Here is a 19,698-nt window from a genome sequence, read left to right on the forward strand (position 1 = left end):
TGATATCGTCGGAGCAACGCGCGTCTCGTCCAACCATGTAGACATTTTGAGGAAGACCATGTCCCACATTCACGTCGATTCCGCGAGGGTTACCTGGTTACACACGCCGACCGTCAACGTTCGCACTGCCGCGCGCCGCATCGGCGTGCTGCTGTTCGACGGGTTCTGGCTGCTGGGCCCCGGCACGGTCGTCGAAATGTTCCAGACCGCCAACGAACTGGCCGGCACGCGGCCCGGCGAAGAGCCGCCGTATGAAGTGCAGTTCCTGTCGCTCGACGGCGGCAGCGTGCCGAGCTCGTCGGCGGCGCGCATCTGGACCGACCGTATCGACACGCGTTTTGGAACCGGCTTCGACGTTCTCTTCATCGCCGGCGGACACGGCGCGCATCAGGCGGCCCGCGACCAGCGGCTGCTTGGCTGGCTGCGCACGGTGCAGGCGCGCACGCGGGCGATCGAAACCATCGGGGAAGGGCGGCTCGTGCTCGAGGCGGCGAACCCCGGCGACCCGGAAGCGCTGCAGATCAACCGCTATGGCCACGGCGCCGCGGACGCCATCCTGAGCGCGGCGAACGATCGCAACGACTGCGCCCGCAGCGCGCTGATGTTCATCAAGCGCGATCTGGGCGCCGAACTCGCGCGCAGCGTCGCCGAACGCGTGATGCCCGGCATGGCCGCGACCTGGGTGCCGTTGCCGTCCGAGGGCGGAACGCTGAGCGTCGCCGAGAAGATTCGCGCGGCGGCGCGCTGGATGGAAGCGAACTGCGACCGCCCGGTCTCGGTCGCCGACGCCGCGCAGGTCGCCGCCATGAGCGAGCGCAATTTCCTGCGCCGCTTCAAGCATGAAATGCACGTTACACCGTCCGACTATCTGCTACAGGTGCGGCTGCGCATTGCATGCAACTTCCTGACCGAAACCGAACTGCCGGTCGACAAGATCGCGCGGCGCAGCGGCACCGGCAACGGCGACCGTCTCGCCAAGATCTTCCGCAAGCGCATGGCGTTGTCGCCCACCGAATATCGCGCCCGCAGCCGGCTCGCCGCGTCCGAGCTCTGACAATCAATCAGCGCGCCTTTGAGGCACGCGCGTTTTACAACCGCCACGCGCGAGCGCGGCGGCATCCGGGTGTTTGTCGAGCAGCTTCTTACGGGCACAGTGGCAATGGGCAACCAGGTGTTGGCAACGGCACTACCGGAAGTGAAACTTATCGAACCCGAGGTGTTTGGCGACGAATCCGGTTTCTGTTACGAGAGTTTCAGCGCGGACGAGTTCATGGACGACGTCGCGCGCGGCTTCGAGTTCGTGCAGGACCGGCATCTGCGTGCGGTGCACGGCGTGCTGCGCGGATTGCACTATCAGGTGCAGCGTCCGCAAGGCCGGCTGATGCAGGTCGTGGTCGGCGAGATCTTCGACGTGGTCGTCGACGTGCGGCTCAAGTCGCCCAACTTCGGCAAATGGTGCGGCGCTTATCTGAGCGCGGAAAATCATCGGCAGGTGTGGGTGCCGCCTGGTTTTGCGCACGGCTTCGTCGTGCTTTCCGAGGTTGCCGAATGTCTGTGGAAGGCCACCGAATACTGGTTCCCGGAACTCGAGCGCTGCATCTTGTGGAGTGATCCAGATATCGGCATTGAATGGCCGATCGGCTTCGAGCCGATCGTCGGCGCGAAGGATGCCGGCGGGCGGCGTTTGTACGAAGCGGAGAACATGGTGTAGGGGCAGCGGGGGTTGCCACCCCGCAACCGCAGCCCTAAGTCCATCTACATCTAACGCCCAGCCGTCACCGCCCCGACGCTCGCGGCGACCACGAGCACCATCCCGGTAATCTGCAAAACGCCCATCGGCTGATGCAATACGATGAAGCCGGCCACCGCGCCGATCGCCGGCTCGACACTCATCAGGATGCCGAACGATCCCGCCGGCATATGACGCAGCGCCACCATTTCGAGCGCATACGGCAAGAGCGGAACGAGTATCGCGAGGCCCGCCGTCGCCACGAGTTGGCCAACTGCGACGTGCATGCCGCTTTCGGCGAGACCAAACGGCGTGGCGACGAGCGCCGCCGCGATCAGCGAAACCGACAGGCCCTCGAGTCCGGCAAACAGCTTGCCGGTCTTTTTCATCAACACGATGTAGCTGCCCCAGCCGCAGGCCGCGGCGCATGCAAGCAGGACGCCGAGCGGTTCGCCGACCCAGCCGGCGCCATCGCGCGAGAGCAGCACGACGCCGGCGATCGCGAGCGCCGGCCACAGCAGTGCGCGAGCGCGGCGCACCGCGAACGTCGCGACCGCCAGCGGGCCGAGGAAATCTATCGCTACCGCAAGTCCAAGCGGAATGCGCTGAAGCGCCGCGAAAAAGCACAACGTCATGCCGGCCATCGCGGCGCCGAGCGCGCCCGCGGCGAACCAGTGCGCGCGCGAGTAGCTGCGAAAGCGCGGGCGCACCAGCACCGCGAGCACGAGCGCGGCCCAGGCGAGACGCAGCCATGTCGTGCTGAGCGAACCGTAGACGGCCATCGTCGGTTCGGACAGTGCGGCGCCGAATTGCACGCTCGACATGGACAGCACGCACAGCAACGCGGCGCCGGCTGCCGCGCGCGTGGGCTTCGTCATGTTGGGCGTCGGGTCGGCTGCGCACTTGATCGTCGTGTCCTGCATGGGTCCTCTTCGCGTCGATGGGAAAGGTCCACCTATCTTATCGGCTCCCACGCTACTAAGATAAGTTGATATTTCTTATGCAGGCTTCAAGAATCGTGATGACCCGTGACCTCGACAGCAGTCTGCTTCGCACCTTCGTGACCGTGGCCGAGACCGGCGCGGTGGGCGCGGCGGCGAGCCGCCTTGCGCGCACGCAGGCTGCCGTCAGCATGCAGTTGCGCCGTCTCGAAGAGGATCTCGGCCAGCGCCTGCTCGACCGCTCGCCGCGCGGCGTGCAGCTTACCGAGGCCGGTCATCTGCTGCTGCCTTATGCGCACGCAATTCTCGGCGCGAGCGCCGATGCGCGGCGCGCGTTGAGCGCCGGGCAAGTCTCGGGCACGGTGCGGCTCGGCATGCTCGAGGACATCGCCGTGGGGCGTTTGCCGCGCGCGTTGCGGCGCTTCTCGATTGCGTATCCGCGCGTTGCGCTGGAAATCGTCGTGGACAGCAGCGCCGCGTTGTCAAAGCGTCTCGCGGATGGCGGCCTCGACGTCGTCGTCGCCGATCCCGCGCTCGTGACCGGCACGCCGCTCTTCACATGGACGCAGCCGCTGTTCTGGGTCGGCGCGCGCGGCTATCTGCGCGAGGCCAGCGCCCCGTTGCCGCTGGTCGCGTTCGGCGAAACCTGTCTGTGGCAACAGAACGTCTTGACGGCGCTGCGCAGGGCGGGCATCGGCTGCCGGATCGTCTGCACGAGCACGAGCTTGCCGGCGGTGCAGTCGGCGGTCGAAGCGGGGTTGGGTGTATCGGTATTGCTCGAAGGCAATATTCGTTCGGAGTCCATGAGGATAATCGGACACGCCGATGGCTTGCCCGATGCGCCCGTTGCGGATTTCGGCCTGTTCATGCGTGACGTCGGAGGCGCGCACGCGGCGGCGGTGCAGACGTTGCAGCGCTTTCTATGCGAGGAACTGCATCTTGGCTCGCGGACATTCACGCGGGAAAGCGAACCGCATGTGCAATCGGCGGAATGACGAGCGTTTGACGTTGTCTTTGACGGACAGCACCGCGACGAGCAAAAAACAGATGTGCTGCGTTGCGGGAGACCCGGCCGGGCGGCAACTATTGCAATAGACCGTGGCAGCTATTGCAACAGGTTGCCGGTACGCGCGCCGGGCCGGGTATTCCTCCGCTTACATAGCGATGCGGCGATCAGCGCCGCATCACGCCCATCAGCAAGGTGACGAGGAAAATCACCACGAAGATGAAGAACAGCACCTTGGCGATCTCCGTCGCGCCGGCGGCGATGCCGCCAAAGCCGAATACCGCGGCGATGATTGCGATGACGAAGAAGATTGCAGCGTATCGAAGCATGAGGCCTCCCACCGATAGAAATGCTGGATTGACGTAAAACGGCGGCTCGCAGACGGTATGGCGCACCTGCCGCGAGCGATCTGCCGGCGAGCGAAGTCGAGCAATACGTGTGCCCACGGGTAAAGCTCGCGCAAGCGGCCTCGAGTTGTCGCTTCCGTGCAACAACGCGCGCTCCGGCTGCCCAGGCCGCATGAAATCCAATTGCAAGGTAAAGCGACGCTGACTAATTTGTAATGCGTCGCCGACCGAAAAAACTCACCTATGCGCTTTTGCTTTGACGGCAACGTTTGCGCGCATGAATAACGTCGCTGGATTAAACAATTTCATCGCGAAAAATATGCTTTGCCGGATAAAAGGGCGCTGCGCAAATCTGAAAACGTTAATTAAGCTTTAACATTTGACGGCTAAAAGTCTAAACATCCAATGCTTTTACGGCTTTAATGAGCCGTTCGTTTGCAAACAACTGAAAAAAATCCCGCGAACCTCCTTGCCAAGCGCTTGAGTGCCAAGCCAGAATGCGTCGCTAGACTGATTCCGCTAGTGCTTCGCCGCCATCATTAAAAAAGTTTGAGGCGAAAACGGAGGCCGGCAAAATCCGCAGGAGCCTGCGCGGAAAATCGGCTCCGGGATAAACGAATCAAAAAAAGAAACGCACGCTGCGGGTGGGTTGCATTTTCCCGATTTCGCGGCGGGCGCGGGGCGACGCATAAAATCAAATAAAGGCCGGGGTGGCTATGTCAATTAGAGTTTTGTCGATTTTCGGCACGCGGCCGGAAGCCATAAAAATGGCGCCGCTTGTCAAACAGATGGAGGCCGATGCCGGAATCGACTCCGTGGTGTGCGTGACCGGCCAGCATCAGCATATGCTCGACCAGGTGCTCGAGCTCTTTGCAATCGAGCCGGATCACAATCTCGCGGTCATGACGGCCAACCAGACCTTGAACGGCCTCGCGTCGCGTCTGATCGCGTCGCTCGACGAGATCCTCGCCACCGTCCAGCCCGATCGCGTGCTCGTGCACGGCGATACGACCACCGCATCCGCTGCCGCGCTCGCCGCGTTTCACCGCCGCATTCCCATCGGTCACGTCGAAGCGGGTCTGCGCACGCGCGATCTGACGCAGCCGTGGCCGGAGGAAATGAACCGCCGCATCGTCGACGTGATGAGCGATCTGATGTTCGCGCCGACTCCGAGCTCGAAGGAACGGCTCGCGGAGGAAACGCTGCAGGGGCGCGTCGTCGTCACCGGCAACACTGTCATCGACGCGCTGAATCTGACCGCGGCGCGCATCGACAGCGATCCGGCGTTGCGCGCTTCGCTCGACGCGCGCCTGCCGTCGATCGACGGCGCGCGGCCCATGCTGCTCGTCACGGGCCACCGGCGCGAGAGTTTCGGCGCGGGCTTCGCGAACATCTGCGCGGCGCTCGGCGATCTGGCCGACGGCGGCAGCGTGCAGATCGTTTATCCCGTTCACCTGAATCCGAATGTGCGCGGCCCCGTGCAGGAATCGCTCGGCGCGCGGCGCAACGTTCATCTGATCGATCCGCTCGACTACCTCGGCTTTGTGCGCCTGATGCAGCGGGCGTCGCTGATCCTCACCGATTCGGGCGGCGTGCAGGAAGAAGCGCCGGCGCTCGGCAAGCCGGTGCTGGTGATGCGCGACGTGACCGAGCGTCCGGAAGCGGTCGCGGCCGGCACCGTGCGCCTCGTCGGCACCGAGCGCGCGGCGATCGTGCGGGCCGTCAGCGCGCTGGTCGACGATCCGTCCGAGCGCGAACGTTTCGCACATCGCATGAATCCGTATGGCGACGGACAGGCGTCGCGGCGCATCGTGGCCGCGCTCACCGGACGTCCGTTCGACGAATTTTCGCCCGAAGCGTTGGGCGGTTCGTCGGCCAGTTCGTTGGTCAACTCACCGGCGAATGCGGCGCCTCGCATCGCCGAGACAGAGTTCGCGAAATAGAGCCAAAGCCGCGCGCGAGCAGGCAGCGGTTTTTACCGGAGCGGGGCACGCATACGCGCGCGCCGGCTTCAGGGCGCGGTCCGCGGACACGCCGCGATGCCGATCTTGCAGATAGCACGACTGACGCAACGGGGCATGCTCCGCGGCGCCGTCGAACTCCGGCAAATCGCGCAGCCCACGGCAGATCGCGGCCTCACTCGTCACTCCTTGCTGATTCAACCCACGCCGGGCAATCCCGGCTTTGCCGGCCGCTGGCCGATCCGAGTCAAGACAACATGATGCTCACTACCAAGCTGCGAATCCAGGCCCGCGATGGCCGCCAAACCCGCGTCCCGAGCCCCCGGCTCACCGCGTTCGCCGGGTTGCTGCTGTTCGCGTGCAGTGCTCATGCACAGCAGCCCGCCGACATCGCCGGCAGCTTCGCGCAACTCGGCCACGGCCGTCTCGCGAGCCGCAGCATATCGCTGGCCGAACTCGGCATGCGCGATCCGCTCGTGCTGCGCGCGCCGGACGCCCGCCAGGAACTGTATCTGCCGGTGCCGGCCGGCGTGCCGCTCACGGACGCGAGCCTGCAGATCGACGGCGGCTATCTGCACGGCAACGGCGGCCGCGTCACGATGCTGGTTTCGCTCGACGGCTCGCCCGTGCTGTCGCGCAGTCCCACGCAAGAACAGGGCGACGGCTCGGCGACGCTCGGCGTGGACGGCGCCGCGCGGCCGAGCGGCTTCGTGCGCGTCGGTCTCGACTGGTCGTCGGTGATCAACGACAACGTCTGCACGGATCAAACCGCGATCGGCAATGTATGGCGCGTCGCGCCGACCTCGCGCCTGACCTATCGCTACGATCCCGACGCGATCGTCGATCTGCGCGGCGCATGGAGCGCGTTGCCGCACAAGCCGGTCGTGATGCTCGGCGCGCGCAGCGTGGCCGCGCCCGCGTTCGACGCGGGCTGGCGCGTCGAGGCGCTGCTGCAGCGCGAAGGCCGCGCGCCCCTCACGCGCGCGTGGCCCGCTGCCGGCGATACGGTGGATCTGACCGGCATCGACGTGCCTGCGCCGTTGCGCGCGATTCCCGCTTTCGCCGCGCTCGCCGCGGGCGGCTCGCATAAGCTCGCGAATGCTGCCGAAGCCGGCGCGTTGATCGCTGTCGCGCCTGGCGCTGCGTTCGCGCCCGACGTGATCGTCGCCGACGACACGCTGCGTGCGAGCTTGAAGACTTCACTCGACGCGTTGCGCGAACAGGTGGCAGGCGCATCGCCGGCCGCGGCCGATGCGTTCGACGCCTGGCGCGCACGCGCCATCGATCCGGTCGCGAAGCCGCTTGCCGCCGGCGAAGTGCGCGTCGCGCACGTGGGCGGCCAGGCGGCGATCGTGGTGGGCGACAACGACGGCGTCGCGGTGCTCGCGCATACGTGGCGTTCCATCGACGTCGCGAGCCGCCTCGTGGTTCATCAGATCGACAACGCGCCGGATGCGCGCGGCGAGCAGATCGCGCTGTCGCTGCTCGGCGGCGAGCCCCGCACGCTCGACGTGCAGGGGCGCGCAAGCTGGGACGCGAGCTTCGATCTCGGCGCGGCCTCGCGTGACGGCAAGCTGCCGGACGCCGTCGTGCTCGACGTGAGCGCGGCGCCGACCGTCGACAATTCCGCGCAGACCGCTTCCGTCTATTTCAACGACGTGCTGATCGGCTCGCAACTGCTCAACGCCAACGGCAAGCCGCAGCGCATCACCGCGCACGTGCCGCGTTTCGCGCTCGCGCCGCGCAACCAGTTGCGGGTCGAATTTCAGCGCCCGCCTGAGGGCGGTTGCCGTGCACGCGATCCGGGCCATCCGATCGCGGTCCTGGCGAGCAGCCACTTGCGCCTCGCCGACGCCACGCTCAGCGACGACTTCACCGGCATGGTGGCGCGCTTTGCATCGCAGGCCGAAGTGATCGTGCCGGCCGCTTATCTCGGCGACGCCACCGGCGCACTGCCGCGCGTCGCGCGTCTTGCGAACGCGAACGGCATTGCGCCGACGCGTGCGACCTTCAGCGTGGCCCGCGACGGCGAGGCGGTCAAGCCGCAAGGCGCGTTTCTCGCCGCGGACGTCGCGCTCGCCGATGAAAAGAGCCTCGCGCGTCTGGCCAAAGACCGCCTGTCGTTCACCGATTCGTCGGGCAAGATGCTCGCGGATCTGTCGGGTCTGAACCGCGTCGGCGTGATCGAGGTGGTGAGTTCGGGCAGCGTGCAGGGCGTGTCCTACCGGAGCGTCGGCGACGCGCCGGCCGTGCTGCCGGCTTCGCTGCAACTGTCGCGCGGCGACGTGGCGATCGTCGACGGCAGCGGCACGCTGCGCCAGTTCGATGCGCGTCATCCGGGGCAGGTGGTCGACGCGAGCGACATCGAAGGTCCGTGGTTCATGCGAGGCTGGGTGCGCTGGGGCTTGCCCGCCGCGCTGATCGGATTGCTGATCTTGCTCGTGCTGATCGCCAACGGCGCGCGCCGCAGAAGCCGCGACAACTCGCGGAACAAGCCGTGAGCATCGCGCTAATCAAATGGTATGCGGGCTACGCGGTCGCTCACTACTACCACGGCCTGGAATACTTCGCGGCGCTGGTGGCGTTCCTGATCGTGCTCTCGAGCATCGACGATCTCTTCATCGATCTCTGGTACTGGAGCCGCATGATCTACCGCCGCGTGACGGTGGAGCGCACCTATAAGCCGCTGACCGCCGCGCAACTCTACCAGCGCGAAGAGCAGCCGCTCGCGATCATGGTGCCCGCGTGGCACGAGTACGACGTGGTCGCGGCGATGATCGAAGATCTCGTGCGCGTGATGGACTACCGCAACTATGTCGTGTTCGTGGGCACGTATCAGAACGATCCGCAGACCATCGCCGAAGTCGAGCGCATGCGCCGCCGCTACAAGCAGTTGCGCCGCGTGGAAGTGCCGCATGACGGGCCGACGTGCAAGGCCGATTGCCTGAACTGGGTGATTCAGGCGATCTTCGCTTACGAGCAGGAAGCGGACATCGAATTCGCGGGCGTCGTGTTGCACGATAGCGAAGACGTGCTGCATCCGGTCGAGCTGCGCTTTTTCAATTACCTGTTGCCGCGCAAGGACATGATCCAGTTGCCGGTCGCATCGCTCGAACGCAACTGGTTCGAGCTCGTGGCCGGCACTTATATGGATGAATTCGCCGAGTGGCACGCCAAAGACCTTGTGGTGCGCGAGAGCCTGGTGGGCTCGGTGCCGTCGGCCGGCGTGGGCACCTGCTTTTCGCGGCGCGCGCTGCTGTCGCTGATTGCCGAGACCGACAACCAGCCCTTCAACACCGAGAGTCTCACCGAAGACTACGACGTCGGCGCGCGTCTCGCGAAGATGGGCATGCAATCCATCTTCGCGCGCTTTCCCGTGCAGTTCGCGGCACGCCGCAAGGCATGGTTCGGCTTTGGCCGCGAACGCGACATCACTGTAACGATGCCTTTATGTGTGCGCGAGTTTTTCCCCGATACGTTTCGCACCGCTTATCGGCAACGCGCGCGCTGGACGCTCGGCATCGGCTTGCAAGGGTGGAAGCAGACGGGCTGGAGCGGGTCGCTCGCGAATCGCTATCTGCTGTTTCGCGACCGCAAGGGAATCGTCACCGCGTTCGTCGGCATGATCGCGTATGGGCTCGTGATCCAGTTCCTGCTGTTCGCGGGCGCCGATCTGCTCGGCCTGATGCCCGGCCTGATCGCCTCGCCGTTCGCCGACTCGCCGTGGCTGCGCGCGTTGCTGTGGGCCAACGCGGTGGCGCTCGTGTTGCGCGTCGTGCAGCGCATCTACTTCGTCACGCGTCTGTATGGCTGGGAGCACGGCGTGCTGGCGGTGCCGCGCATGGTGGTCGGCAACTTCATCAATTTCATGGCCGTTGCGCGGGCGTGGAAGATGTTCATCGTGCATCTCGTGACGGGCAAGCGGCTCGCATGGGACAAGACCATGCACGATTTTCCGTCGGCGGATGGTTTTAACAATCGCCGTCAACGTCTTGGCGAGCTGCTGCTGTCGTGGCAGGCGATCGATCCCGACCGGCTCGAGCAGGCGCTCGGCGAGAGTCATGCGCGCGAGGCGCCGCTTGGCCGCGTGCTGATGGCGAAGGGCTGGCTCGACGAGGAGACGCTTGCCGAGGCGATCGCGTTTCAGACGGATCTGCCGCGCGGTCGACTGAACCCCGTCCAGCTTCACGACGATGCCGCGTGTCTGCCGCTCGAGACGATCGTGCGGCATCGCGTGCTGCCGCAGATCGACGCGGCACAGGGACGCACGAAGCTGCTGAGCGCGAGTCCGCTCGCCGACGATGTGCTCGCCGAGTTGGGCGCGCTGATCGATGGGCCGATGGTTCAGGAAATCGTTCGCGAGGGCGAGGTTGCGGCGGGTTTGCGCCTGCTGCGCGGCGTCGATGTGGCCGCTTTGGCAGACGTGGACGCGGGCGCGGGCGCGCCGCCCGCGCGCAGCGTGCCGCTGATCGGCGATCTGCTGATCGAACATGGACACGTGCGCCGCGAGGCTTTCGAAGCCGCGATGCAGCACTATCGTCCGGACCGCCACGGCCGTATCGGCGACTATATGGTGGCGCGCGAGGTGATCTCGCTTGCCGCACTCGATAACGTCATCCAGGAACAGCGCCGCCTGCAGGCCGCGTTGGCGGCAACACAATGATCGACTCGATTTTTATGCGGCGCGCAGACGCGCTGTGCGTGGACGCGGCTGCTGTTTCGCTGCGTTTTCGGGGACTTTTTGCGGCAACGCGCGATGTGCGCGAGCGTCGGCTCAGCGCATGCGCCACGCCATTCGTGTTGCACGCGATTGCTGCGGTGGTGCTTGTCGGTGCATCAGGCGCGGCGTCGAATGCGTATGCGCAGAGCGGAGCCGCTTCGGCACCGAACGCGCAAAGCGCGCAGAACGCACCGAACGCGCTGCCGCTAAGCGGCGCCGCCTATCGTGTCGCGCAGGAAGCCTATGCCGCTTACGCTCGCGGCGATTATGCGGGCGCCGTCGCGCGAACTCGCGAGGCCATTCGCCAGCGGCCCGATCTCGTTTCGCTGCGCGTGCTGTTGGCCAATTCGCTCGCCGCGCAGCGTCGTTATGGCGAAGCGAGCCGCTCGCTCGGCGACGCGATCGCGCAACTCGGCGCCGACCCCGCATTGACCTCGCGGCGCAAGCAGATCGACGCTTTGAGTGTGTCGACCCGCGCGGTCGCACACGGCAGCCGTCAGCAGGCGGGCGATCCGAATGCGTTGAGCGGCGCGGCGCTGAACGCCGCTCAGCATGCGTACAAGGCGTATGCGTCGAAGGACTTCGCGGCCACGGTCAGGTATGCCAACGACGCGCTCGCGCTGCGTCCCGATCTGCTGCGTCTGCACTTGCTGCTGATCGACGCGTCCAGCGCGGCCGGCGACGATGCGAATGCGTGGGCCGCCGACCTCGATGCGATGAAGCGTTTCGGCGATAACGACGAGTTGCGCTTGCGTCGTGGCTTTATCGGCAGCAGGCTCGCGCCGAAGTCCGCGGCCGCCTCGTATGAAGCGCGCCGGCAGCACGATGACGCACGCGCCGCGTTGCTCGCACGCGACGCGGTGTCGTATGCGCCGGATCGCCTCGGCTACCGGATGCAGTTGATCGACGCGCTCTTTGCCGCGAACGATCTGCCGGCTGTCGAGGCCGCCGCAAGCGCTGCAATTGCCGATTTTCCGGCCGATGCCGCGTCGCTCATGCCGCTCACGTTGCGCGGCTACGCACTCGCCGCGCAAGGCCGCGCGTCGGATGCCGACACAGACTTCGCCCTTGCGTTGAAGGCCAACCACGCAAGCGAGCGAGACCGGCGCGTGGCGCGCACGATCATCGCCGATGTATGGATCGCCGCCGCCGAGCCGCAACGCGCGCTCGATCTGCTCGCGCCGTTGCTGACGAAAAGCGACGATACCGATGCCGCGATCGCGCTGCGTCGCGCGCGGGCGCGAGCTTCGTTGAGCCATCCGGTCGCGAGTTCGCTCGATCCGCTGCGGCGGCCGATCATCGAATGTCTGCTCGATGAGTACGGCTCCAGTTGCTATGTCTATGCTGCCGATCCGGGCTTTGCCGCGGCGCGCGCAGCGCAGAAAGCATCGGCGGCGAACGATAAAGCCGCCGCGCTGCGCGATGCCCGCGACGCAGTGCAAGCCGCGCCGGACGATCCGCAGCATCGCGTGCGATTGATCAACGCGCTGGCCGCCACGGGCGACAAGGGCGATGCGCGCGAGGCAAACGACCAAGCCCGTTACATGGTGAACGCGGGCATGCTCGACGCGCTGCCCGACATGACGGCTGCCTACGTCGCGCAACGCGCGGGCAATGGGCGCGTTGCGTACGAGCGCTTTACGATGGCCGACAAGGCCGGCGCATTGCCGCCAGGCGCGGCCGCGGATGCCGGCTACGCGGCGATGCACGCGCATCAAAATCGCGAGGCCGCGCGGTACTTCGAGCGGGCCGTCGACGCGAGTGCGGCGCCGTCGCCGGACACGGAAAGCGTCGCGACGCCGACGCCCACGCTGACGTCCACTTCGACGCCCGCGCAACTGAACGACATACGCAGCGCACACGCGGACGTCACGCGCAACTGGGGCTTTAACGCGTCGCTCAATTATCGCGGCGCGGGCATGCAGCCCGGCTATGCATCGTCGCCGACGCCGGGTACGTCGAACAACTGGCAAGGCGGTGTCGAAGCGTACTGGCGGCCGTTCGGCAGTCTCGGCGAGCGGATGTTCGAAGTCTATGCGCGCGGCTATGAAAGCTTCGGCGTGAAGAACGGCGGCGCGAGCGGCGTCGATACGTTGCAGGCGACGGTCGGCGCGCGCGCCAAACCGTTCACGCAGATCGACGCGATCGTCGCGTTCGAGCGCATCATTCCGATCGGCTCGCGCGTGAATCCGGACTGGCTCGCGCGGCTCGCATATTCGGGCGGCTTCGGCACCGAGCGTCGCGTGGACGTGCCTGCGTGGTGGACCACGCGCATTTACGCGGAAACGGGCGCGTATCTGAACGCCGGCTCCGTGTATGCAACCACCAACGTGCAAGTGGGCCGCACGTTCCGGATGGACCGCTATAGTCCGAAGTGGACCGTGTTCCCGTATCTGGTGGTGGGGGCCGACTACGATTCGAGCGTCGATCACAGCATTCCGCTCGGCGCCGGGGTCGGCATCTCGACGCGCTACTGGTTCCGCGACAGTCAGTACGACGCGCCGCGCTCGTATGTCGATCTATCGGTGCAGTACCGGCTGAAAATTTCCGGCGACGATCGCGCTCGCGGCGTGTTCTTTGGGGCTGTGTTCGCGTATTGAACCAGCACAGTTCCGTTCCAGTGTCATGGAGTTGCATGTCGAAGGCTGACGACAAACACGCATCCGATTCACGCGAGGGCAGTGCGCGGGCCGCGGGTCCGCGCTCGCCGCGCCGTCGCACGCTGCTCGCCGCGGGTGCGTTGACGGCGGTGTTCGGCGGCTGTGCAACGAACCGTCCCGGCGGTGCGGACAGCCTCGCGCAAGGGGTGGTGTGGCAGCCGGACTCGGACCATCTCGATCCGCGTGGAGACTGGCAGCGTCTTGGCGTAAGCGAGTTGCTCGTGCAGTGGACGGCGGTGGACGGCACCGCTTATCTGTCAGGCGTGGATGCGTCGGACGGCCTGAAAGCCGCCCGCCGTTTGCCCGACTGGACGCGCATCGCCGACGAGCCCTGGGCGCGCAATGTGATCGTCGGTCTTGCGGGCCGCTTTGACGAGACGTCCGCGCGCGCGCAAGCGGCGCAGTTGATCGAGCAATCGCGCAGGCTGCTCGCGGCGCGGCCGCCGGTTCGCGTCGCGGGCTATTACTTTCCGGTCGAAGTCGATCCGACGTGGGAAGGCGCGAGGGCGCTCGGGCCTTTGCTCGACCGGTTGCCCCGGCCTTTGTGGATCAGCGTCTACGACAATTCGAACCGCGGCGGCGAAGCGCTTGCCGCGTGGCTCGACGGCTGGCTGCCGCACGACGTCGGCGTGTTTTTCCAGGACGGTTGCGGCGTCTATACGCGCGGCCCGGCCGCCGCGCGCGCTTATGCGGACGCGCTGGCGACGCGGCTAGGCGAGCGCCGCGTGAGGATCATCGCCGAGGCGTTTCGTCCGGGCACGGGCGGCGAGTTCCGCCCGGCGAGCGCGGCGGAACTCGCGCCGCAACTGTTTGCGTATCGCGGCCATCGGGTCTATCTGTTCGACGGTCCGCATTATGTGTCCGCTCAGCTTGTGCAAGAGTTGCTGGCTGTCGAGCGTCCGCGGAGTTAACGGCGCTGGTGCGCGTTGCGCCAGGCTGTGACCGCTTCGACGCGATGGCTTCACGCAACTGATTCAACGCACCTGATTCAACGGAACTGCGTAACCGCCAGCAACAAAATCATGCTGCCGATCGCGCCGTCCAGCACGCGCCACGCAGTGGCGCGGCGAAACAGCGGCGCGAGCGCACGCGCGCCCCAGCCCAGTCCGATGAACCACACGCAGCTCACCGCCATCGCGCCGACCGCGAACGCCACGCGTGCGCCGTCCGGTTCGCGCGCGCCCGCGGTGCCGATCAGCAGGAACGTGTCGAGATACACGTGCGGATTGAGCCACGTAAAGGCGAGCGTCATCAGCACGATCGGCAGTGCGCGTTGCGCGGGCGGCGCGCCGTCGCCGGTGCCGGCGTCCATGACCGCATGCCCGGGCCGCACCGCGCGGCGCAGCGCGTTAATGCCGAACCACACGAGATAGGCGAGCCCGACATACAGCATGACGTGCACGAAGACTGGATAGCGCTCGACGAGCACCGACGCGCCACCGACGCCCGCGCTAATCAGAATGCAGTCCGACAGCGCGCACAGCGCGACGATCTTGCCGACATGCGAGCGCATGATGCCTTGCCGCAGCACGAAGGCGTTCTGTGCGCCGATGGTCACGATCAGCGACGCGCATAACGCCGCGCCATGAGAAAAAGACAGCCAGTTCATAGTCGATCCAGTAGACGGGAGAAGCGAATGTGGCTAGTCTGCGGATTCCGATCCGATAAGAGAAGCTAATTTAACTAACGCCGATTAAGGAATGCTAATGCTCGACTATGCGCTGCTCGATGCGCTCGCCGCCGTGGTGCGGCACGGTTCGTTCGACCGCGCGGCGAGCGCGTTGAACGTCACGCCCTCGGCGGTCTCGCAGCGCGTCAAGCTGCTCGAGGAGCGCGTGGGCAGCGTGCTCGTCAAGCGCGGCCAGCCGTGTGTCGCGACGACCTCCGGCGCGTTGCTGTGCCGTCATACCGAGCGCGTGCAATTGCTCGAAGCCGAACTGACCGGCCGCGTGCCCGCGTTGCCGGGCGGTCTCGTCGAAGCATGGCCGACACTGCGCGTCGCGGTCAACGACGACAGCGTCGGCACCTGGTTCATCGATGCCGTCGCGCCGTTTTGCGCCGAGCGTCAAATGCTGCTCGACCTCGTGATCGACGATCAGGATCACACCGCGCAGCGCATCCGCGACGGCAGCGTGCAGGGCGCGGTGACCACGCAAGCCGAGCCGGTGCAAGGCTGCCGTTCCACGCGTCTTGGGCGCATGCGTTATCTCGCGGTCTGCTCGCCCGCGCTTTTCGCGCGTCATTTCGCGGACGGCGTCACGCGCGACAGTCTGCGCCGCGCGCCGTGCGTCGATTTCAATCCGAAGGACCAGTTGCAAAAGCGCTTCATGCGCCGTATCACGCGGGCGGAAGTGGACCCGCCGTTGCACTGGATTCCGCACGTCGCGGGATTTTTGCGTGCCTGCGTGACCGGGCTCGGCTGGGGCATGTGTCCCGAGCGCATGATCGCCGCGCATCTCGCGAGCGGCGAACTTGTGGAGATGGCGCCCGGCAAGCATATCGACGTCGATCTTTATTGGCAGAGCTGGCGTCTGTCGATTGGCTGGCTCGACGATTTCAGCGCAGTGTTGCGCAAGCGCGCCGCCGAGTTTCTCGATTAGTTGCGCAGGCCGCGTTACAGCAGCAACTCGATCGAGTGAAAGAGACGGCGCTGCTCGGGATCTTGCGAGCGCGCGCCCTCGTCGATGACTTCACGCAGGCAGCCCAGGAAACAGGTCGCCGCCGGACTTTCCGGCGCACCGCGGCGCGCGGTGATGCTGACCATCGTTTCATCGACCGTTTCGCGCAGCGGCAGCGCCCACAGATTTTCTTTCGCGAGCGTCACTTCGACGAGCGGCCACGGAAAGATGCTCAGCATGTCGGTATGCGCGAGCAGCCCCAGCACGACCGCGAGCGAATGCGCGAGATGGATCGTGTGCGGCACGCGCATGCCGCGCTTGCGGAACAGGTTATCGGAGATCGACTCGCGGCTCGCCGGGTCCCAGTTCAGCACCCATTCGGCGTCCTCGAGTTCGAGCAGGCTGCGGCAACCGGCTTTCGGATGATCGCGCCGCGCGACCACCGCCGAATGCGTCGAGAACAGCGGCGTGTTGTGAAATTCCGATACCGGCGACGCGGGCGGCGGACGGCCGATCGAGAAATCGAGGCTGCCGTCGCGCAGCCGTGGTTGCACGACCGCGAGCAAGCCTTCGAAGAACTCAAGTTGCACTTCAGGCATGCGTTGGCGGAAGCGCTGCACGGCGGGCGGCAGGAACGTCAACGCGACCCACGGCGTGACGCCGATCGACAGCTTGCCGGCCGCCGCGCCGCGCATCGCTTCGATTTCCGCCTCCGCCCGCTGCAATTGCCCGAGCACGACGCGCGCGTGTACGACGAGCGCGCGGCCGAACTCGGTGAAGGCGACGCCGCTCGCGCTGCGCACGACGAGCGGCGCGTGCAGATCCGCTTCCAGTTCGCGCATCGCCTTGGTCACCGCGGCCGGCGACAGTCCGAGTGAACGCGCGGCCGCCCGGATACTTCCGGTATCCGCGATTGCCGCCAAGGTGCTGAGCTGATGGAGTTTCATCTAAGAGACGTCGAGTGAGGCGGCAACCGGAAGTTGCCGCCGCAACGATTCTACGCCTGCCTGTCAAAAAAGCGCGTCGCTATGCTGGGTTCACGCATTGATAAAGGAGACGCACCGTGAACACCATGGCCATTCCAGCGGGCATTGCCGAACTCGAAGACGAGATGATCGCGCTGCGGCATCGCATCCACGCGCAGCCGGAGCTTGCGTACGAGGAATTCGCGACCGGCGATCTCGTCGCCGAACGCTTGCAGGAGTGGGGCTACACCGTGCATCGCGGACTGGGACAGACCGGCGTTGTCGGCCAGTTGAAAGTCGGCAACGGGACGCGCCGGCTGGGTCTGCGCGCCGACATGGACGCGCTGCCTATCCACGAAACGACGGGTCTGCCGTACGCGAGCAAGGTGCCGGGCAAGATGCACGCATGCGGTCACGACGGCCACACGGCCATGCTGCTCGCCGCCGCGAAGCATCTGGCGCGCGAGAAGTGCTTCGACGGTACGTTGAATCTGATTTTTCAGCCGGCCGAAGAGGGCCTCGCCGGCGCACGCAAAATGCTCGAAGACGGTCTCTTTGAGAAATTTCCCTGCGACGGCGTCTTCGCGATGCACAACATGCCGGGTTTTCCGACCGGAAAGTTCGGATTCCTGCCGGGTTCATTCATGGCTTCATCGGATACGGTGATCATTACCGTGACCGGGCGCGGCGGGCACGGCGCGATGCCGCACAAGGCGGTCGATCCGGTCGTCGTCTGCGCGCAGATCGTGCTGGCGTTGCAGTCCATCGTGTCGCGCAACATCGCGCCGCTCGATATGGCGATCATCACCGTCGGCGCGATTCACGCCGGCGACGCGCCGAACGTGATTCCCGAAACCGCGGAGATGCGCCTGTCGGTGCGCGCGCTCAGGCCCGAGGTCCGCGACCATCTGCAGGAGCGGATCACGGCGGTGGCCTGCGGACAGGCGGCCGTCTACGGCGCGCGGGCGCGGGTCGACTATCAGCGCCGCTATCCGGTGCTCGTCAACGATACGGAAATGACGCATCTCGCGCGCCAGGTCGCGCTCGACTGGCTGGGCGAAGAAGGGTTGATCGACGGCATGCAGCCGCTCACCGGCAGCGAGGACTTCGCGTTCCTGCTCGAGCGCTGTGCGGGCAGCTATCTGATCATCGGCAATGGCGACGGCGAGGGCGGTTGCATGGTCCATAACCCGGGCTACGACTTCAACGACGCATGCCTCGCGACAGGCGCGGCTTATTGGGTTCGGCTTGCGCAGACGTTCCTCGCCTGACGCGCTGAGGCGCTGAGGCGCTGAGGCGCTGAGGCCAGCTTGCCGCGCATCGGCATCGACGTAAAGAAATCATGGAGACACGGATGGACTATTCAGCCGCACAGCACCCCGCCGCGCACGACGCGTCCAGCGACGAACCTGCCCACGACACGCAGCGCGCGAGCCGCGCGAAGGCGATTGCCGCGATCACGCTCGGCAACGGGCTCGAGTTTTTCGACTTCACGATTTACAGCTTCTTCGCGACGATCATCGGCAAGCTGTATTTTCCGGTCGAAGGACAGCTCGCGCAGTTGATGCTCGCGGTGGGCACGTTCGGCGTGGGCTTCATCATGCGTCCGGTGGGCGGCGTGGTGCTGGGCGCTTACGCGGACCGCGCCGGCCGCAAGGCGGCGATGAGCCTCACGCTGTGGCTGATGACGCTCGGCTCGGCGATCATCGCGTTCGCGCCGACCTATGCGGCGATCGGCGTGGCCGCGCCGGTGCTGGTGATCGTCGCGCGTCTGGTTCAGGGCTTTGCGTTGGGCGGTGAGGTCGGCGCCTCGACGTCGCTGCTGATGGAGTACGGCAGCGATAAAACGCGCGGCTTCTACGGAAGCTGGCAGTTCGTGAGCCAGGGCATGAACACGGTCTGCGGTTCGCTGCTGGGCGTTGCGCTCGCCGCCGCCCTGTCGACCGCGGCGCTCGAAAGCTGGGGCTGGCGCGTGCCGTTCGTGATCGGCATGGCGATGGGGCCGATCGGCATCTATATCCGGCGTCATCTGAACGAGACGCTGCCCGGCGTCGAAGACGGCAACGCGCCCGTGAACGCTGACGCGGCCACGCAGCCGGTGCGCAAGCTGTTTCGCGACCATTCGCGCTCGATCGCCGCGGGCGTCGTCACGACCATCGGCGGGACCGCGGCGAATTACATCGTGCTCTTCTATCTGTCCACCTACGCGATCCGCATTCTGCATTTGCCGATGTCGTCGGCGCTGTGGGCGGCATGGACCGCCGCGGCGGTGACGGTGGTGTGCTCGCCGTTCGCGGGCGCGTTGTCGGACCGCGTCGGACGCAAACCCGTTCTGTTGGTCTCGCGCGTGTTGCTGATTGCAGCCGTCTATCCGGCGTTCATCGCGATCAACGCGTCGCCGACAGTGCCGGTGCTGCTCGCCGTGGTCGCCGCGCTGGCCGTGCTGGTCGCGTTCACGGCGGTGCCCAATATCGTGATGCTGCCGGAGCTGTTTCCACGCGAAATCCGCGCGACGGGGATGTCGATTGTCTATTGTCTCGGCGTGTCGATTTTCGGCGGATTCGCGCAGTTTTTCGCGACGTGGCTGATTCAGCTTTCCGGCAGCAACCTTGCGCCCGCGTGGTATCTGATTGGCTGCGGACTGGTGTCGTTGGTGCCGCTGCCGTTCATGCGCGAAACGGCGGGGCGGGCGATAGATTGATGTTGAGCGTGATGTCTGCGGCGCATCGCGCGCCGCAGACCGGGTGGTTT

At 66.0% G+C, this 19,698-nt stretch carries 15 protein-coding genes; 11 read left to right on the forward strand and 4 right to left on the reverse strand.

The genetic code is table 11. The features are described 5' to 3' along the window. Nucleotides 1-58: 58 nt before the first annotated feature. Both CUJ91_RS06430 and rfbC read left to right on the forward strand, forming a co-directional pair. Nucleotides 59-1,054: a GlxA family transcriptional regulator gene (locus tag CUJ91_RS06430; protein WP_006051153.1), complete on the forward strand. Its 996-nt coding sequence runs from the start codon at nt 59-61 to the stop codon at nt 1,052-1,054. Between the two features lie 105 nt (nt 1,055-1,159). Then, the gene (rfbC, locus tag CUJ91_RS06435; RefSeq protein ID WP_006051152.1) at nt 1,160-1,711 is read left to right on the forward strand and encodes a dTDP-4-dehydrorhamnose 3,5-epimerase; all 552 of its coding nucleotides are present in this window, start codon (nt 1,160-1,162) and stop codon (nt 1,709-1,711) included. 50 nt (nt 1,712-1,761) lie between these two features. On the opposite strand, the gene CUJ91_RS06440 is transcribed toward rfbC, so the two are convergent. After that, nucleotides 1,762-2,652 carry an EamA family transporter gene (locus CUJ91_RS06440; protein WP_053857858.1) on the reverse strand — a complete coding sequence of 297 codons (891 nt, stop codon included), beginning with the start codon at nt 2,650-2,652 and terminating at the stop codon, nt 1,762-1,764. Between the two features lie 98 nt (nt 2,653-2,750). Between CUJ91_RS06440 and CUJ91_RS06445 the strand changes: the two genes are divergently transcribed. Continuing rightward, a complete protein-coding gene (locus tag CUJ91_RS06445) occupies nt 2,751-3,665 on the forward strand; it encodes a LysR substrate-binding domain-containing protein (RefSeq protein ID WP_107708476.1) in 915 nt (304 codons plus the stop codon). Nucleotides 3,666-3,843: 178 nt separating this feature from the next. Here the strand turns inward: CUJ91_RS06445 and CUJ91_RS06450 are convergent, their stop codons facing one another. Next, the gene (locus CUJ91_RS06450; protein ID WP_006051149.1) at nt 3,844-4,005 is read right to left on the reverse strand and encodes a DUF1328 domain-containing protein; all 162 of its coding nucleotides are present in this window, start codon (nt 4,003-4,005) and stop codon (nt 3,844-3,846) included. Nucleotides 4,006-4,739: 734 nt separating this feature from the next. Here CUJ91_RS06450 and wecB point away from each other — a divergent pair. The 5 genes from wecB (at nt 4,740) to CUJ91_RS06475 (ending at nt 14,275) form a co-directional block, all read left to right on the forward strand. Continuing rightward, the gene (gene wecB / locus CUJ91_RS06455) at nt 4,740-5,966 is read left to right on the forward strand and encodes a non-hydrolyzing UDP-N-acetylglucosamine 2-epimerase (protein ID WP_114156059.1); all 1,227 of its coding nucleotides are present in this window, start codon (nt 4,740-4,742) and stop codon (nt 5,964-5,966) included. A 275-nt stretch (nt 5,967-6,241) separates the two neighbouring features. Continuing rightward, nucleotides 6,242-8,485, forward strand: coding sequence for a cellulose biosynthesis cyclic di-GMP-binding regulatory protein BcsB (locus CUJ91_RS06460; RefSeq protein WP_114156060.1), 2,244 nt, complete (start codon nt 6,242-6,244; stop codon nt 8,483-8,485). Beyond that, complete coding sequence (locus tag CUJ91_RS06465) at nt 8,482-10,647, forward strand: glycosyl transferase family protein (RefSeq protein ID WP_107708470.1); 2,166 nt, start codon at nt 8,482-8,484, stop codon at nt 10,645-10,647. Before CUJ91_RS06460 ends, CUJ91_RS06465 begins: the two co-directional genes overlap by 4 nt. Further along, nucleotides 10,644-13,304: an NfrA family protein gene (locus CUJ91_RS06470; RefSeq protein WP_114156061.1), complete on the forward strand. Its 2,661-nt coding sequence runs from the start codon at nt 10,644-10,646 to the stop codon at nt 13,302-13,304. Before CUJ91_RS06465 ends, CUJ91_RS06470 begins: the two co-directional genes overlap by 4 nt. Before the next feature lie 35 nt (nt 13,305-13,339). Further along, complete coding sequence (locus tag CUJ91_RS06475) at nt 13,340-14,275, forward strand: alpha-amylase family protein (protein ID WP_107708466.1); 936 nt, start codon at nt 13,340-13,342, stop codon at nt 14,273-14,275. 77 nt (nt 14,276-14,352) lie between these two features. On the opposite strand, the gene CUJ91_RS06480 is transcribed toward CUJ91_RS06475, so the two are convergent. Beyond that, entirely contained in the window at nt 14,353-14,973 is a 621-nt protein-coding gene (locus tag CUJ91_RS06480) for a LysE/ArgO family amino acid transporter (RefSeq protein WP_107708464.1), read from the reverse strand. Between the two features lie 97 nt (nt 14,974-15,070). Here CUJ91_RS06480 and CUJ91_RS06485 point away from each other — a divergent pair, with 97 nt between their 5' ends. Continuing rightward, nucleotides 15,071-15,964 carry a LysR family transcriptional regulator ArgP gene (locus CUJ91_RS06485; RefSeq protein ID WP_107708462.1) on the forward strand — a complete coding sequence of 298 codons (894 nt, stop codon included), beginning with the start codon at nt 15,071-15,073 and terminating at the stop codon, nt 15,962-15,964. Between the two features lie 14 nt (nt 15,965-15,978). On the opposite strand, the gene CUJ91_RS06490 is transcribed toward CUJ91_RS06485, so the two are convergent. Beyond that, the gene (locus CUJ91_RS06490) at nt 15,979-16,929 is read right to left on the reverse strand and encodes a LysR family transcriptional regulator (RefSeq protein WP_006051141.1); all 951 of its coding nucleotides are present in this window, start codon (nt 16,927-16,929) and stop codon (nt 15,979-15,981) included. Between the two features lie 116 nt (nt 16,930-17,045). Here CUJ91_RS06490 and CUJ91_RS06495 point away from each other — a divergent pair, with 116 nt between their 5' ends. Then, nucleotides 17,046-18,218, forward strand: a complete 1,173-nt coding sequence (locus CUJ91_RS06495) for a M20 aminoacylase family protein (protein WP_107708460.1) — start codon at nt 17,046-17,048, stop codon at nt 18,216-18,218. Nucleotides 18,219-18,301: 83 nt separating this feature from the next. Further along, nucleotides 18,302-19,648: an MFS transporter gene (locus tag CUJ91_RS06500; RefSeq protein ID WP_107708458.1), complete on the forward strand. Its 1,347-nt coding sequence runs from the start codon at nt 18,302-18,304 to the stop codon at nt 19,646-19,648. Nucleotides 19,649-19,698 lie beyond the last annotated feature (50 nt).

The organism is Paraburkholderia graminis, assembly GCF_003330785.1.
Lineage (GTDB): Bacteria > Pseudomonadota > Gammaproteobacteria > Burkholderiales > Burkholderiaceae > Paraburkholderia > Paraburkholderia graminis.

Bases quoted from the DNA above. Each gene is read 5' to 3' on its own strand.
- CUJ91_RS06430 (WP_006051153.1), top strand. From the start codon at position 59: ATGTCCCACATTCACGTCGATTCCGCGAGGGTTACCTGGTTACACACG.
- rfbC (WP_006051152.1), top strand. From the start codon at position 1,160: ATGGGCAACCAGGTGTTGGCAACGGCACTACCGGAAGTGAAACTTATC.
- CUJ91_RS06440 (WP_053857858.1), bottom strand. From the start codon at position 2,652: ATGCAGGACACGACGATCAAGTGCGCAGCCGACCCGACGCCCAACATG.
- CUJ91_RS06445 (WP_107708476.1), top strand. From the start codon at position 2,751: ATGACCCGTGACCTCGACAGCAGTCTGCTTCGCACCTTCGTGACCGTG.
- CUJ91_RS06450 (WP_006051149.1), bottom strand. From the start codon at position 4,005: ATGCTTCGATACGCTGCAATCTTCTTCGTCATCGCAATCATCGCCGCG.
- wecB (WP_114156059.1), top strand. From the start codon at position 4,740: ATGTCAATTAGAGTTTTGTCGATTTTCGGCACGCGGCCGGAAGCCATA.
- CUJ91_RS06460 (WP_114156060.1), top strand. From the start codon at position 6,242: ATGATGCTCACTACCAAGCTGCGAATCCAGGCCCGCGATGGCCGCCAA.
- CUJ91_RS06470 (WP_114156061.1), top strand. From the start codon at position 10,644: ATGATCGACTCGATTTTTATGCGGCGCGCAGACGCGCTGTGCGTGGAC.
- CUJ91_RS06475 (WP_107708466.1), top strand. From the start codon at position 13,340: ATGTCGAAGGCTGACGACAAACACGCATCCGATTCACGCGAGGGCAGT.
- CUJ91_RS06480 (WP_107708464.1), bottom strand. From the start codon at position 14,973: ATGAACTGGCTGTCTTTTTCTCATGGCGCGGCGTTATGCGCGTCGCTG.
- CUJ91_RS06485 (WP_107708462.1), top strand. From the start codon at position 15,071: ATGCTCGACTATGCGCTGCTCGATGCGCTCGCCGCCGTGGTGCGGCAC.
- CUJ91_RS06490 (WP_006051141.1), bottom strand. From the start codon at position 16,929: ATGAAACTCCATCAGCTCAGCACCTTGGCGGCAATCGCGGATACCGGA.
- CUJ91_RS06500 (WP_107708458.1), top strand. From the start codon at position 18,302: ATGGACTATTCAGCCGCACAGCACCCCGCCGCGCACGACGCGTCCAGC.